Genomic DNA, 14,273 nt, shown 5'->3' on the forward strand with positions numbered 1-14,273 from the left:
CCGGGAAAAAAGAGGCAAGGGGATAGTGCCGCGGAGATTTTCACGGCAGTTCGAGTGAGCCGCCGGGCTGCATGATCTCGACATGCATCGGGGTCGTCAGTTCAACGGCCCGCTTGAAGGCCGCAATATCCTGTTCGATCTCCGGGAACGTATTGACATGCATCGGGATGACCGTCTTCGCCCCGACCCATTGCGCGGCGATCATACACTCCTCCGGCCCCATCGTGTAGCGCCCGCCGGCCGGCAGGATCGCGATATCCGGGTGATAGAGCTCTCTGAGCAGTTTCATATCGGAAAAAATCCCGGTGTCGCCGGCATAATAGATCACATGCCCGTCCATCTCGACGACAAAACCGCAGGCCTGCCCCATGTAGAGACTTGTTCCGTCCTGCTGACGGATGGATGATGAGTGAAGGGCAGGGACCATTCGGATCGTGATCCCCTCCCATTCGACCGAGCCGCCGATGTTCATGCCGATCGTTTGAACGCCAAGCGATTTCAGATAGCCGGACAGCTCATGGACCGCGGCCGTCAGTGAAAACCGTTCCGGGACCTCCCCGATATGATCTGCGTGGGCATGGGATATCAGCGTCAGATCGGCATCGGCAGACGCGGGATCTTCGATCGGCATCGGGTCGAACAGGAGTTTTTTGGAGCCTTCGATGATAAAACAGGAGTGGCCTTCGTATCTGATATGCATGTGTAGAATAATAGCGTTTCAAAAATAAAAAAATAGGGTCAGTTGAGTTCGGTCAGATCCGTCGACTCGGCAACATCGATCGACTCACCGAGCGTATCTTCCTGCAGACCGGATGTCATCTTTTCCGTCAGGTCGCGGTCTTCCATAACATCTTTGATCCTTTCCAGATAGGGGTCGAGCGTGGTATCCTCTTTCTGCTCGATGACATGCCGGTATTCACGCAGCGTTGTCGGTGAGATGCCTAGCTCTTCGGAGATCTCTTTCATCGTCATCTCGGTGCTCATCAGGGTCTTCATCTGATTCTGATCGAACGGCATATTGAAATCCAGTTCCCGGAAGAGTTTCAGCTGGACTCTGGCGCGTGCAACGGTTTTGGAAAGCTTCTCATCGCCAAGTTCCCGGGCGATCTCGGTGTCGTTTTTGCCTGCGTAGAATGAGGTGATCAGACGCGCGAGCTGGATCGGTTCAAGTTTTGTCTTGAAAAAACCTCTTTCCTGGATTTCCCGCATGATCAGAGCGATTTCCCGTTCAACTGCATCCTGATCGCGAAGCGTGCCGTGCAGTGTTTTCATTGGTTCGACAATCTTCGTTTTCTGCGTCAGATTGGAAAATAACTGCATCAAATCCTTCTGTCTCTTTTTTGGTGCCATATTTAGTATCCCTCCGTATTGACTATCCCTTCAACATGTATCTGCATCCATATAATGATTATGGATCGAGACGGAAAACCGCCTGCCGAAAATGGAGGATGGAAATTATTAATACGACCGGAAACTGTATGATATCCCCCATTCGAAAACGGCGTGATCCGGGCGGTCTCTCGCGGGCGAAGGGGCCGGAAAAATACCGTATAACTAATACCCCCCGGATGAAAATAACATAAGAGCAGTTGTATGCGGTATCATTACACGAATAACACCCTGTATGTGAGGGGAAGATTTACTGCCGTCAGTACGGGAGTTGACGGCGGCATCCGGCAGGTTTCCACTCTGCTCAATCACACGGTTTCAAAAGACTTCGATCATGCCGATCCCAAAGAATATATCCGCGGTCTGCTTGCCGGCGCAAACTATGCAGACGATGCGTTTGGTCTTCTCACCGCGGTGTCGATGCAGCATCTGTGCGTTCTTCAGTATGATTATATCACGGTCTTTGTGACGGCAGGCGTTTCCAATCCCAATCCAGATCCGACCAGACCGCATACGATCAATATCATCGTCACCTCAAACGAAGGCTTTTCCACCGCGTCCCTCCTGGAAACGATCATCACCGTGACCGAGGCAAAAGCCCATGCTCTGCGGCTTCTCGGCCGGGATTTTACCGGCACGACCTCGGACGCGGTAATCACTGCATCCGAAGGAGAGCCGGTCCATACATATGCAGGGACTTTTACCGAGCCGGGAAAACGGATCTATGCCGCGGTCCTTCACGGCGTAATGGAAGCGGTCAAACGGCATGAAGGAACGGTGTCAGGTCCCGGACCCGCCTACTTCATTTACTCAAGATACAACGGTCACGGCTGGTTTGAATGGAAGAAGAAGGACTGTCCCTATTATCCCTGTCACTTCCCCGGCCAGTCCTGTGATTTTTGTTACTGCCCGTTTTACCCCTGTCATGATGAATCCCTCGGCGAATGGATCGACAGCTCCACCTCGGGTCAGAAGGTCTGGGCCTGCACAAACTGTCTGCTTCTCCACAAACCGCATGTCGCCGCCTATCTGAAAGATCATCCGGATGCAACGCTTGCTGAACTGAAAAAAGTAGATGAACAGATAAACCAATAATTTTTTCCTACACTTTTTTTACTGAAACTTGACTTTTACAATTATCAATTTCCCCCCCCCTCTTTCGCGCCTCACCCCTACTAAAATTGGGAAAATAGAAATTGACAGTTACTGAATATTCCGCGATAGGTAAGTTCCCTTGACTGCTCAAATAATTCTTGAAAATAGGATATTTCCACCGCGTCGGGCTCCGCGCCGGGTTGCAAGTCTATCGACTTGCTCAAGGCTTACGTCGCTTTAGCTCCCCTCGCCAGTCGCCCTCCCGCACCCCTAAATAAGAATAGGAAACGGAATCTGTCAAAAATTCTCTGAAATTACTGTTTTTACGGAGAAAATTCTCTAACCGCACTTAATTTGGAAAAGAATAAAAAAAGTGATGGCAGATTCTGCAGAGGGTTTAGACCCATCCGCGGATTTTCATACCTTCAACAACGCGCGCCACGGCAACCACGTATGCTGCCTGACGCATGTTGATCTTGTATTCTTTGGATGCTTTCAGGACATTGTGGTATGACTGGGTCATAGCTGCATCGAGTTTTGCATAGACGTCGTCGAGAGTCCAGTAGTGCATATACATATTCTGCACCATTTCGTAGTAGGAGACCGTGACACCGCCTGCATTACACAGGAAATCGGGGATAACATGGACACCGTTCTTAAAGAGGATCGCATCTCCTTCCGGAGTGGTCGGGCCGTTTGCGAGTTCGCAGATGACCTTTGCCTTCACGGTCGGTGCGACCTTCTCATTGATCGCTCCCTCATCGGGTGCTGCGGCGATAATAATGTCGACCGGGAGGCCCATGACTTCATCGTTGGTCAGAGTCTTGAGACCTTTGAAGCCGGTGACGGATTTTGTCTTTGTCTTGTGACCGGAGACTGCGGTGATGTCAAGTCCGTTCGCATCGTAGATACCGCCTTTGGAGTCGGTGACTGCGACGACTTTGGAGCCGAACATCTCCTGAACGAGTGTTGCCGCAAAGGAACCTGCATTGCCGAATCCGAGGATAGCGACGGTCGCCTTCTTCAGATCGAGGTTCAGCTCTTTTGCTGCTTCACGGAGGGTGTACAGACCGCCTTTTGCGGTAGCGTCGCCGCGTCCGAGGGAACCTCCGACGATCAGCGGTTTGCCGGTCAGCAGACCAAACTGGTTTTTGCCGTTAATAACGGAGTACTCATCCATCATCCATGCCATGATCTGACCGTCGGTATATACATCCGGTGCCGGAACATCGGTGTCGGGACCAAGGTTCTTCCAGATCGCACGGATATAGCCGCGGGAGAGGCGTTCGAGCTCGCCCTTGGACATCTCCTTGGGGTTGCAGATAATACCGCCTTTTCCTCCGCCGAGCGGAAGGTTCAGCACTGCACACTTCCAGGTCATCCATGCTGAAAGAGCACGGACTGTATCGATCGTCTCTTCAGGGTGATACCGGATCCCTCCCTTATAGGGGCCGAGCGCATTGTTATACTGCACACGGAATCCCTGGAAAACCCGGGTGGTCCCGTCGTCCATCTTGACGGGGATAGATACCTGAATCTGTCTCTGCGGCTGCATGAGGATATCAACAACGCCCTGATCGAGCTTGAGGATCTTTGCACAATCCAAAAGCTGCTGTTGGGCCATTTCAAACGGGTTTACCTTCGACATGGTTTGTTTCCTGCCAATCGCACGGAACTTGGGAGTTCAACTGCGTTGTGACAATTAATGTTGGGATTTTCCCATATAAAACATATCGTGTTATTTCTGATTCAGGCTGATATTCTCGAAGCATTTCTAAAAATACTTTATAATTGCCGGGATTTTTATTTCAGGCTTTGAGCGGGGTATTTGTATGTTACGTGTTAGCATGGCACCATACATTTCGCCCGGATCATGAAGGGCACAGACAAAAAACGCGCATAAAAAAGGGTCAGGAATATTTATACCAGCGCCCTTTCTCATCAAATGATCCCTCTTCGCTCTCCTGTGGCTCACGGGAGGAAAGATCGAGAAGATGGTGTTTATAGAAGCATGCTTTGTAGGAGACGAAGACCGGGACAAACATCAGACAGCAGACGGCCAAGGCGATCGCTCCGGATGAAAGGATCTCCGGCGCCGCAAACAGCGCGAGAAGCTCCGCCTGGGACAATGCAAGGATCTCCGCTTCCGTCATTTCGGCGAGCGGCAGAAGGGCATCGGATGCCAGGGCCGACCATACGGCGGTAAAAATAAAAAATACCGCAAAGATCAGCGCAATATTGAAGAGATAGAATGCCGTGATTTTGAACGAACCTGCAGCTACCCGGAAAGCGCTGTCTTTGAGCGCCCGAAACGGCGCAAGATTATGCACTATCGCCGAGATGTCTGCAAAGAAGAAGAAAAAAATCAGAGGCACGATCAGGAATATGCTGAAATACATCGCGATATCCATGGATATTCCGGTCATCAGCAAGATATACGTCAGCGTGTTGGAAAGCACGAACCCGATCATCAGGACGAGCAGATTTGTGATCAGACAGCGGAAATAGCCGTAGATCGCGTATTTTCGAAAGTCTGCCGGCGAGGATGCGTCCCCGATGATGATCCCGTAGGCGCCTGCAAGAAATGCCGGGGACAGGAAAAGCATGGCAGCTCCTGTTGCGAGTCCTGCGGTCGCGCCGAACAGTGCGAAGATGTAATAGGTCAAAAGGACGGCAAATGCGGCAAAAAGCCCCGGCATCCAGACGAGCGGTTTCTTCCCCAGCAGGCCAAGCGCCTCGGCAAATGATCTCAGCGCCATCTCAGCGGTCCCTTGGCATCGCTACGAATTCCCTGACCTGCAGATCGAAAAATCCTGCAGTGTGCGCCGGTCTGATCACGACGACCGTGTCCGCCCCCTCGATCGTCCCTCCTAACGCGACGACCTCTTCGGAAAGAGGGATCGCTCCCTGATCCGCTGCGATCAGAACACACTCGACGGCGACTTTCATGCCGATACCGACGGTCCGCCTGAACGCTTCTGCCACGACTTCGGTCCTGCTGCTTCCGCCGAGCCTCGGGTTCCTCGAGATCGCCCGTTCCAGTCCGGAAAGGGCGTGCGTCCCGCAGATGACCGTCACGCCCAGAGACCGCAGTTCTTCTGCGAGTGCGGGATCGAACTCCCAGACCCCGGGTGTGGAAAATCCTACTGCATGGGTCACGATCACGAGATGCAGACCGGTCCCCTGTACCGCCTCAAACAGGATCTTTGCGGTGTATCCTTCTGAACTTGCCGCGACGATCGTTGAAAGCCCGAGCTCCTTTGCCCGCTGCACGGCGATCTCTGCACAGTCTCGGGTGTTTTCCTTTCCCGGTTCGCTGAAGTATGTGATGGTTTTCTCGATTTTCATTTTTCACTCCCGTTTAATCGTAAAATCTGTGAAATCGGTCAGAACATAGCCGGTACATTTCAAATCTCTGATGATCGCACGCGGGCAGGAGTAGGTCATCGCGAGGAACTTTTCGATGATGACCTCTTCGCCTGTCACAAGGACCCTGACCCTGCCGTCGGAAAGATTCTCCACTTCGCCGCACAATCCCAAGTTTAATCCTGCGTTTCTTACACAGGCACGAAAGCCGACTTTTTGTACTCTTCCGGAGAAGAGGATCTCCATTGTCTGTTTCATGATCGTCTGACCTGGTTGTTATCTTTAGTATGTCATTCGAGGTTTAATAACTCGTTTGTACAACAAAAACCCTCTTCATCTAAAAGCGCAAACATTACTAGTCAATCATGCTCGATATCAAATTCGTCAGAGCCCACCCGGAAGTCGTTGTTGCAGATCTGGAAAAACGCCAGGATGCCGAGAAACTTCTCTGGGTCGATACGGTTCTAGAACAGGATAAAATTTTCCGCGAACTCACGGTAAAAAACAATGAACTTCGTGCCAGAAGAAATCAGATAGCAAAAGAGATCAATGCCTGCAAAAAAGAGGGCAAGGATCCCGCTCCTCTTTTTGCCGAAGCAAAGGCACTGCCTGGACTGATCAAGGATAACGACGATATCATGGAAAAGGCGACCGAGCAGGTGAGATATTACCTGATGCGTCTCCCGAATATCCTCCACGAGAGCGTTCCATACGGAAAAGACGATACGGAAAATGTCGTCGTGAAGAAAGTGGGCACGCCGCGGATCCTCGATTTCGAGCTGAAGAACCACGGGGAACTCGCCGCAGAAAACGGCTGGGCCGACTTCGAACGTGCCACGAAGACGAGCGGTGCAGGATTCTATTTCCTGAAAGGCAATCTCGCTCTCCTCGATCTCGCTCTCCAGAGGTTTGCTCTGGATACGATCATCGCCAAAGGCTATACGCCGATCATCCCGCCGTACATGATGAACAAAAAATCCTACGAGGAAGTCACTGACCTCGGAGATTTCGAGAAGGTCATGTACAAGATCGAGGATGACGACGCCTATCTCATCGCCACCGCGGAGCACCCGATGGCAGCCATGTATCAGGACGAGATCTTCGAAGAGAAGGATCTGCCCCTGAAAATGGTGGGTATCTCGCCCTGTTTCCGGCGTGAGATCGGCGCTCACGGACTTGACTCCCGGGGTCTCTTCCGTGTCCACCAGTTCACCAAGATCGAACAGTTCATCTACTGTATGCCGGAGAAGTCCTGGGAAATGCATGAGGAACTTTTGGCAAACTCCGAAGAGCTGTTTACGAAACTCGGTCTTCCCTACCGGGTCGTGAACATCTGTACCGGCGATATCGGGACAGTAGCTGCGAAAAAATACGATATGGAAGCATGGATGCCGCGGGACAATGAGTACCGCGAAGTGGTGTCCTGTTCGAACTGTACCGCCTATCAGTCGGTACGGCTGAACATCCGCGTCCGCGATGCGCATGATTTCGAGTCCAAACAGTGGCTCCACACCCTCAATTCTACGGCGGTCGCCACTTCCCGCGCTCTGCGCTGTATCCTCGAAAACTACCAGACCGAAGACGGCAGGGTCGAGATCCCCAAGGTCCTTCGTCCGTACATGAATGGTCTGGATTATCTCTAACCTTTTTTTTGGTCTATGCAATCGATATACCGCTTCGTTGGACTGAATGGTGTTGATTGAAGAAACCGTTTTTTGGTGTGCGGGGTGAGCCGTCAAGCGAGGGTCGTAGACCCGAGTCGGAGAGCAAACCGAAGGTTTGCGACCAAGTCGATAGACTTGCGAGAAAGTTTTCGAAGGAAACTTGCGAGTGTGCGGGTTGGACACGCAGTCAACGATCATTTTCGATTTCGTGTACGGAATTCTTTTTGATGAGCGCATTCTCACAAGGCATTTACCTTGCTCGGCTGAGCCCGCCCCTACGGGTCGGTCCGCCCATCACACGAAATGCACGAAAAACACACAAAAACACGAAAAAGAAAGAATCAGCTGGGTGGATATGCAGATAGTACCCTCCCCCGTCCCCCAACACCAAAAATCACGAAAATCAACGAAATTCACGAAAAGGGGGACAGGGGCGGAGGAAAGAATATCTGCTCTTTTCGAAAAAAGGTGAGTGTATGGGAGTCTATGTCATTCAAAATAATATGGCGGTTCCTCTTCCTCCACAGAAGTAAGTGACGCTCCCTTTCGGACGATCCTTTGCACATACGCCTTCGGGTATGTACCAAAATTCACTAAGATCCCTAGATCGTATTTCCCAACATTGAGATAGTTCATCACCTGTTTCTGTTCTTCTTCCGTGGTATTATCTCGTGACTTCAGCTCAACAATTATTCGGTCATAACAGACAAAATCCGGGGTATAATATCCGATCTCCTGACCTTTGTACAATGCCGGGATACGTTTCTGCGGGACAAAGGGAATGTTTCTCAGGGTAAATTCATGTTCCAAAGCTTTCTGATAAAATGATTCGATGAATGTGTTTCCAAGAGTTTTGTACACTTCAAAAATAGCCCCGAAGATTGCATAGGATTCGTCTTTGTAATAGAGCATTATCTTTTATTTTATCAGCCAATCCTAATAAAAATCACCCCGTTGATGCTGGTTGATATATCAACCAACCAATCCACCCTCCGCCCCTGTCCCCCTTTTCGTGCATTTCGTTGGCGGGTTGGCGACGAAGTCGACGACCTCAGCCGAGCAAACCGAAGGTTTGCGAATTTGTGATTTTTGGTGTTGGGGGACGGGGGAAGGTACTACATGGAGCCCCATCCAACTGCTCTTTTTCTTTTTCGTGTTTTCGTGTGTTTTTCGTGTATTTCGTGTGATGAATGCGCTCATCAAAAAGAATACCGTACACGAAACCGACGTACACCCAGGAAAAAAGCTCAACATCGATAAAATGAGAAGAGGTATATTTTACAGAACCTATGATTGGACAAATTCCAATCGATATTCCTATTCGCAGGACAGACTCTATCTAACACGTCTTTAAATAAGAGCCGCGCCCTATATCTTCCTATGATAAATGTTGGTGTACTTGGCGCGACCGGCGCGGTCGGTCAGCGGTTTGTACAGCTGCTCGCAGACCACCCCTGGTTCAACCTGACAACGCTTACCGCCTCTGAGCGTTCAGCAGGCAAACCCTACGGCTCGGTGGTAAACTGGCGGCTCGACTCACCCTTCCCTGACTCTTCCGCAGAACTCATCGTCGCTCCGACGACCGTTGACGCAGTAAAAGACTGTGATGTGGTCTTCTCAGCTCTGCCTGCGGATATTGCCACCAAACTCGAAACCGATATCGCTGATGCTGGCGTCGGAGTCTGCAGCAATGCAAGTTCCCACAGAATGGAAGCCGATGTCCCGCTCATGATCGCCGAGGTCAACCCCGAACACGCCGCACTGATCGATGTCCAGCGCAAAAAGGGACGGGACGGATTCATCGTCACCAATCCGAACTGTTCGACCATCATGCTGGCTACTGCCCTTGCCCCCCTGAGGAAATTCTCCTTCACAAACATCAACGTCGCAACCATGCAGGCGATCTCGGGCGCGGGATTCGAAGGCGTTCCGGCGTTCAGCATCTATGACAACGTCATCCCCTACATAGGGAGCGAAGAGGAAAAGATGTCCCGCGAGGCAAACAAGATCCTCGGGACCCTCGACGGCGGCAAGATCACCGGCGCTCCGTTCTCGGTCTCCGCATCCTGCAACCGGGTGCCGGTCATCGACGGACACACGCTCAATGTCTGGATCGACATAAAGGCAACGCCCGCAGAGGTCATCGACGCATTCAAAACCTGGCAGCCCCCGTTCTCCGGCCTGCCGACCCAGCCGGACCATACCGTTCTCTATCTCGATCAGGAAAACCGCCCGCAGCCCCGGCTTGACCGGAACCGCGGAAATGCCATGACCGTATCCGTCGGCCGTGTGCGTGAAGGCATCCGGTTCGTTGCGATGGGTCATAACACCATCCGCGGCGCGGCCGGCGCCTCGGTTCTGAACGCAGAACTGCTGCATACGATGAAATATATCTGAGAATCCCCTATATACTACGCAAATGGACGACAACACGGTATTAATCGGCACAAAACCTTTGATGAGTTATATCCTTGCTGTAGTCACACAGTTCAACAGCGGCAAGTCAGAGGTCGTGATCAAAGCACGCGGAAAAGCCATCGTGCGGGCAGTCGATACTGCGGAGGTATCGACCCGCCAGTTCCTCACCGGCGTTGTCAAAAAAAGTATCTCGATCTCAACCGACTCGGTCGAGACAGAGGAGGGGCCTGCCAACGTCTCTTCAATAGAGATCGTTTTGCAGAAGTCCTGAATATGGTATGATCCCGGTCGCAGTCTGGATCCTTGGAGCGGTGTTCTGTCTGATCGTCGTCCGGCAGATCGGCACCATCCGCCTTCCGATCTGGGGGGTCATGACTGCGGGAGCGTGCGCCGCGCTGATATTTGGGACGATATCGATCCCTGATGCGTTTTTTTCGATCAATTTTTCGGTGATCCTCTTTCTGCTCGGGATGTTCGTTCTCGGCGCGGCTCTGGAAAAGTCAGGGATCCTGCATCTTTTGTCCCTGAAAAGCTTTGCCCGCGCAAAGACGAAAAAAGAGGTCCTGTTCTGGTTCATTCTTGTAATGGCGGCCTTCTCCGCCTTTCTCATGAATGATACGATCGCGATCATCGGAACGCCGGTGGCGCTCTTCTGTGCGGCGGCTTACAAAATCCCGGTCAAAACCATGCTGTTTGCCCTGTGCTTCGCGGTGACGTTTGGGAGCTGCATGACTCCGATAGGAAATCCGCAGAACCTGCTTATCGCGATCTCCGGCGGCGTGCCGTTTGCGTTCCTTGAGTTCGCTCTGTATCTGCTGGTCCCTTCGGTGATCTGTCTGTATGCGGTCTACCGGATCCTTCTGCTGACGATCCCGTCTCCGGGATCTCATGTGGTCCATGAACCGGGAAAGGTATTTTTTGATGAGGCGCTGAGCCGGTGGTCGAAGATTTCGCTCGGGCTTGTTTTTTTCACGGTCGTTTTGCGGATCGTTCTGTCCTTCTTCGGATTCGAACTGCCGTTTGCCGTTATCGCGGCGGCGGCGGCGTTCCCCCTCCTGCTGTTTTCCAAGAGGCGTGTCGAACTTCTGCGCGGAGTCGACTGGTCGACGCTTCTGTTCTTTGCCTCGATGTTTGTCCTGATGGCGGCGGTCTGGAACTCCGGGTTTATCCAGACCATCCTGCCGACCTCGGAGATGACTTCGGTCCCGATCCTTTTTGGAACGACGGTGATCGTCTCCCAGTTCATCTCGAATGTGCCGTTCGTGGCGCTGATCCTGCCGGCTCTTACCGGATCGGGGATCCCGCTGTATATGGCGCTGGTCGCCGGCTGCACGGCGGCCGGTTCTTTAACGATCATCGGCGCGGCTTCCAGCGTGATCGTTTTGCAGCGTGCGGAAAAGAGCGGGGAGACGTTTTCGTTCATGGAGTTTTTTAAAATAGGTCTGCCGGTGACGCTGATCGCGGCGGGGGCGTATATCGGGTGGATCCTTGTTGTCGGGCTGTTTGCCGGCTGACGTGCCTTCGGGGGTGGAAAAATACCAGGCTCGAATAGTTAAATAGCATGCGGGCTTATCTCTATTCACGTTAAGGCGACTCCATGCGGCGGATCTATGATGCAAAAATTACCGGGGCGGTCAGCGGCCATTTTCTGATCGATCTGTATACGCCGGTTTTGCCGGTGATCCTTCCGCTTCTTATTACCAGTATGGGTCTGTCGTATTTTCTTGCGGGACTTGTCGTGACGGTGTTCAATGTGACATCGTCGATCACCCAGCCGTTTATCGGTCTGTACGGGGACCGGACGGGGAAACGTGCGAGCGTGCCGCTGTGTGTTCTGATCGGCAGCGCGGGCATCTCGCTTTCGGTTCTGACAAACGATTATCTGATCCTTCTTCTGCTGGTGACCGGCGCGGCGGTCGGCCATGCGCTGTTTCATCCTTCAGCTATGGCGATCGTCCATCAGCTGAGTCCGCCGGCAAAGAAGGGGCTGTATAACTCGATCTTTACGACAAGCGGGAGTATCAGTTATTCGATCGGTCCGCTTATCGCGGGGTTTCTTATTACGGTCGGGGGTCTGCCGTCGGTTGCCTGGATGGTTCTGCCGGGTTTTCTCGGGGCGGCCTGGATCTTTCGAAATGACCGGCGGACCGGCGCTGTGGAGCCGGTGAAAAAAGCCGCGGTGGAAAAAAAGCCGGTCCGGGAAAGATACTGGTGGATACCTGCGGGACTGGTCGTGACGGTGTGTGCTCTGCGTGCCTGGGCGTATGTGGGGGTCATTACGTATCTGCCGACGCTGCTTCTTTTGTGGTATCAGGGGATCGATACGATGACGACATCGATTATTGTGACGGTGATGCTGTTTTCAGGTGTCTTGGGACAGATTTCAGGGGGGTATCTTTCCGACCGGTTCGGACGCAAAAGAGTGCTGGTCCTTGGATTTCTGGCGGCGGTCCCGTGTTTCTGTCTGATCTTTCTCTCGGCCGGATGGCCGATGTATGCCGGGATCATGCTGTATGCGTTTTTTGCGAGCTTCTGTTATGTGGCTTCGGTGACGATGACGCAGGATCTTCTACCGGGGAGTGTGGGGTTTGCGTCAGGTCTGACGCTTGGGCTTTCGATGGGAGTGGGAGGTGTCGGAGCGGCGCTGATTGGCTGGGCGGCCGATGTTATGGGGTCGCTGCCGGATGCGATGTTTCTTCTGATCGTGCCGACGGTGCTTTGCCCGATCCTTGCGCTGTTTATCAGATATCCGGGAAAGCTTGCCGGCGCCGCTGAAGAGTGAGGCGCGATCCGGCTGACTGCGGACCCGGGCCGGCGGGCCGAGAATAATTTTATCTCCGAAAAATACTATACAAAAAATAATGGCATTTGATTTTGTAGATGACGATGACAACTCCATCCGATTTGCAGATAAGACCGGCAAAAAGAAGTTCTCTGAACATGTCCCGAAGAAGGCTGATATCAAAGGGATGAAGACGAAGAATAAGCGAAAGTGATCCTCACTTTAAAGAATCTTTTTTGTGATCCTTTATGATGATATTTGTTCTGTCATTCGTAAAGCCGGAGTCCTATTCAACAAGATCAGCGGGTCTTCATTCCTTCCGTGGCATCCTTGAGCGGAACAAGACGTGATGCACCTTCACCTTCCATAAGGAAAAAGGATTTTATCCGGTTATTTTTGTTGTGCGGGTTGACGTCAGCTTAGGGGGCGAGGGGTCGGGTCGGGATGCTGCAAATATTTTGATTATCCCAAAGGTCCAAGAGAGGAGTGTCTGTTCTTTTCTTTCCCTCTAAAGTCAGAAGCGGGCAGACATGTTTTGCAGTTTTTGTTGTTTGTCTTGCTCTCTGAGGTGTTTTCCTCACACTATTGCCGGATGTTTTGAGAGATCACGGTGCGTTTTTTTCATTGCCGGACGGTGCCTGAGTTCTTTTTTGGCGGGCTTCGTGTTCGTGTGCGGGATTTTTCCTGATCGGGCGGATATACCCGGAAACCTTCGGTTTGGCCGCAAGGAAAAGATTTGGTGTCAAGTATGTCGACTTGCTTAGCTAAGGTCGGCCGCGTTCCGCGTCCAACCCGCCTGACCGCAAGTTTTCTTTGGATAGGACTTACGCGGTGTGGTTGTGAATCCAAGTTGGGAAGGGTACGGCTGGGTGTGGAAACAAGAGAATATTTAACCGCCAATCTCCGCGAATTCACGCGAATCGCATTTTTCTTGCGTTCGGGTGCTCTGCTTCGGCTGATGCGTGCAAATCGAAGATTTGCGTGCCGCCTCAAACAGGCTTTGCCTGTTTGGGCTTCGCCTACGCAGAATCGCACCCTCTCTGGAAAAATGCTATAAGAAAAACCCGCGTGCGGGTTTTTCTGTTGTTTCATAATTTATTGATTTCACAAAAAGAGAAATTAACGGAGAGAAAAACCGGCACGCCGGTTTTTCTGATAGCATTTTTCCAGACGGCGTGCGATTCCTGCGTAGGCGAAGCCCAAACAGGCAAAGCCTGTTTGAGGCGGCACGCAAATCTTCGATTTGCACGCATCAGCCGGAGCAGAGCACGCAGGCGCAAGAAAAATGCGATTCGCGTGAATTCGCGGAGATTCGCGGTTAAATATTCTCTTGTGTCTACACACAACAACCTCCTTCCCAAATTGGATTGAGGATAACACCGCGTAACTACTATTTGGAAACTTGCTTAGCTAAGGTCGGCCGCGTTCCGCGTCCAACCCGCCTGACCGCAAGTTTTCTTCAAAAACTTGCTTAGCTGAGGTCGGCCGCTTTCAGCGTCCAACCCGCCCGCTCGCACGTCTCCTTCGCTTCGCTCAGGAACTTGCTTAGCTGAGGTTGG

General features: G+C 52.1%; 14 protein-coding genes. 7 read left to right on the forward strand and 7 right to left on the reverse strand.

The window, feature by feature from the left end; genetic code table 11:
• Window positions 1–40: 40 nt before the first annotated feature.
• Both EYA77_RS07715 and EYA77_RS07720 read right to left on the reverse strand, forming a co-directional pair.
• Window positions 41–700, reverse strand: a complete 660-nt coding sequence (locus tag EYA77_RS07715) for a metal-dependent hydrolase (protein WP_042700400.1) — start codon at window positions 698–700, stop codon at window positions 41–43.
• Window positions 701–738: 38 nt separating this feature from the next.
• Window positions 739–1,350 carry a hypothetical protein gene (locus tag EYA77_RS07720; protein ID WP_042700397.1) on the reverse strand — a complete coding sequence of 204 codons (612 nt, stop codon included), beginning with the start codon at window positions 1,348–1,350 and terminating at the stop codon, window positions 739–741.
• A gap of 243 nt (window positions 1,351–1,593) precedes the next feature.
• Between EYA77_RS07720 and EYA77_RS07725 the strand changes: the two genes are divergently transcribed.
• On the forward strand, window positions 1,594–2,484 hold the full coding sequence (locus tag EYA77_RS07725) for an adenosylcobinamide amidohydrolase (RefSeq protein WP_042700395.1): 891 nt from the start codon (window positions 1,594–1,596) through the stop codon (window positions 2,482–2,484).
• A 397-nt stretch (window positions 2,485–2,881) separates the two neighbouring features.
• Here the strand turns inward: EYA77_RS07725 and EYA77_RS07730 are convergent, their stop codons facing one another.
• From EYA77_RS07730 to EYA77_RS07745, 4 genes are all read right to left on the reverse strand, one after another.
• Window positions 2,882–4,132, reverse strand: a complete 1,251-nt coding sequence (locus EYA77_RS07730; protein ID WP_042700392.1) for a Glu/Leu/Phe/Val dehydrogenase — start codon at window positions 4,130–4,132, stop codon at window positions 2,882–2,884.
• Between the two features lie 262 nt (window positions 4,133–4,394).
• Window positions 4,395–5,243 (reverse strand): hypothetical protein, encoded by an 849-nt coding sequence (locus EYA77_RS07735; protein WP_167816364.1) that lies wholly within the window; start codon window positions 5,241–5,243, stop codon window positions 4,395–4,397.
• A gap of 1 nt (window position 5,244) precedes the next feature.
• Window positions 5,245–5,832 carry a pyruvate kinase alpha/beta domain-containing protein gene (locus tag EYA77_RS07740; RefSeq protein ID WP_167816365.1) on the reverse strand — a complete coding sequence of 196 codons (588 nt, stop codon included), beginning with the start codon at window positions 5,830–5,832 and terminating at the stop codon, window positions 5,245–5,247.
• A gap of 3 nt (window positions 5,833–5,835) precedes the next feature.
• Window positions 5,836–6,108: an acylphosphatase gene (locus EYA77_RS07745; RefSeq protein WP_167816366.1), complete on the reverse strand. Its 273-nt coding sequence runs from the start codon at window positions 6,106–6,108 to the stop codon at window positions 5,836–5,838.
• A 107-nt stretch (window positions 6,109–6,215) separates the two neighbouring features.
• Between EYA77_RS07745 and serS the strand changes: the two genes are divergently transcribed.
• Window positions 6,216–7,493 (forward strand): serine--tRNA ligase, encoded by a 1,278-nt coding sequence (gene serS / locus EYA77_RS07750; RefSeq protein WP_167816367.1) that lies wholly within the window; start codon window positions 6,216–6,218, stop codon window positions 7,491–7,493.
• Window positions 7,494–8,003: 510 nt separating this feature from the next.
• Here serS and EYA77_RS07755 read toward each other — a convergent pair.
• On the reverse strand, window positions 8,004–8,426 hold the full coding sequence (locus EYA77_RS07755) for a GxxExxY protein (RefSeq protein ID WP_167816368.1): 423 nt from the start codon (window positions 8,424–8,426) through the stop codon (window positions 8,004–8,006).
• Window positions 8,427–8,894: 468 nt separating this feature from the next.
• Between EYA77_RS07755 and asd the strand changes: the two genes are divergently transcribed.
• The 5 genes from asd (at window position 8,895) to EYA77_RS09930 (ending at window position 12,928) form a co-directional block, all read left to right on the forward strand.
• Complete coding sequence (asd, locus tag EYA77_RS07760) at window positions 8,895–9,911, forward strand: aspartate-semialdehyde dehydrogenase (RefSeq protein ID WP_167816369.1); 1,017 nt, start codon at window positions 8,895–8,897, stop codon at window positions 9,909–9,911.
• Between the two features lie 22 nt (window positions 9,912–9,933).
• On the forward strand, window positions 9,934–10,203 hold the full coding sequence (albA, locus tag EYA77_RS07765; RefSeq protein WP_042700377.1) for a DNA-binding protein Alba: 270 nt from the start codon (window positions 9,934–9,936) through the stop codon (window positions 10,201–10,203).
• Window positions 10,204–10,210: 7 nt separating this feature from the next.
• Window positions 10,211–11,446, forward strand: coding sequence for an SLC13 family permease (locus tag EYA77_RS07770; protein ID WP_042700376.1), 1,236 nt, complete (start codon window positions 10,211–10,213; stop codon window positions 11,444–11,446).
• A gap of 83 nt (window positions 11,447–11,529) precedes the next feature.
• Window positions 11,530–12,714, forward strand: a complete 1,185-nt coding sequence (locus EYA77_RS07775) for an MFS transporter (protein WP_095642480.1) — start codon at window positions 11,530–11,532, stop codon at window positions 12,712–12,714.
• A gap of 79 nt (window positions 12,715–12,793) precedes the next feature.
• Window positions 12,794–12,928: a hypothetical protein gene (locus EYA77_RS09930; protein ID WP_280841933.1), complete on the forward strand. Its 135-nt coding sequence runs from the start codon at window positions 12,794–12,796 to the stop codon at window positions 12,926–12,928.
• The last annotated feature ends 1,345 nt before the right edge of the window (window positions 12,929–14,273 follow it).

It is taken from the genome of Methanocorpusculum sp. GPch4, from assembly GCF_012062385.1.
Taxonomy (GTDB): Archaea; Halobacteriota; Methanomicrobia; order Methanomicrobiales; family Methanocorpusculaceae; genus Methanocorpusculum; species Methanocorpusculum parvum.

Coding starts and splice junctions, on each gene's coding strand:
- EYA77_RS07775 (WP_095642480.1), top strand. CDS start 11,530: ATGCGGCGGATCTATGATGCAAAAATTACCGGGGCGGTCAGCGGCCAT.
- EYA77_RS07745 (WP_167816366.1), bottom strand. CDS start 6,108: ATGAAACAGACAATGGAGATCCTCTTCTCCGGAAGAGTACAAAAAGTC.
- EYA77_RS07720 (WP_042700397.1), bottom strand. CDS start 1,350: ATGGCACCAAAAAAGAGACAGAAGGATTTGATGCAGTTATTTTCCAAT.
- albA (WP_042700377.1), top strand. CDS start 9,934: ATGGACGACAACACGGTATTAATCGGCACAAAACCTTTGATGAGTTAT.
- EYA77_RS07725 (WP_042700395.1), top strand. CDS start 1,594: ATGCGGTATCATTACACGAATAACACCCTGTATGTGAGGGGAAGATTT.
- EYA77_RS07740 (WP_167816365.1), bottom strand. CDS start 5,832: ATGAAAATCGAGAAAACCATCACATACTTCAGCGAACCGGGAAAGGAA.
- asd (WP_167816369.1), top strand. CDS start 8,895: ATGATAAATGTTGGTGTACTTGGCGCGACCGGCGCGGTCGGTCAGCGG.
- EYA77_RS07770 (WP_042700376.1), top strand. CDS start 10,211: ATGATCCCGGTCGCAGTCTGGATCCTTGGAGCGGTGTTCTGTCTGATC.
- EYA77_RS07715 (WP_042700400.1), bottom strand. CDS start 700: ATGCATATCAGATACGAAGGCCACTCCTGTTTTATCATCGAAGGCTCC.
- EYA77_RS07755 (WP_167816368.1), bottom strand. CDS start 8,426: ATGCTCTATTACAAAGACGAATCCTATGCAATCTTCGGGGCTATTTTT.
- serS (WP_167816367.1), top strand. CDS start 6,216: ATGCTCGATATCAAATTCGTCAGAGCCCACCCGGAAGTCGTTGTTGCA.
- EYA77_RS07735 (WP_167816364.1), bottom strand. CDS start 5,243: ATGGCGCTGAGATCATTTGCCGAGGCGCTTGGCCTGCTGGGGAAGAAA.
- EYA77_RS07730 (WP_042700392.1), bottom strand. CDS start 4,132: ATGTCGAAGGTAAACCCGTTTGAAATGGCCCAACAGCAGCTTTTGGAT.
- EYA77_RS09930 (WP_280841933.1), top strand. CDS start 12,794: ATGGCATTTGATTTTGTAGATGACGATGACAACTCCATCCGATTTGCA.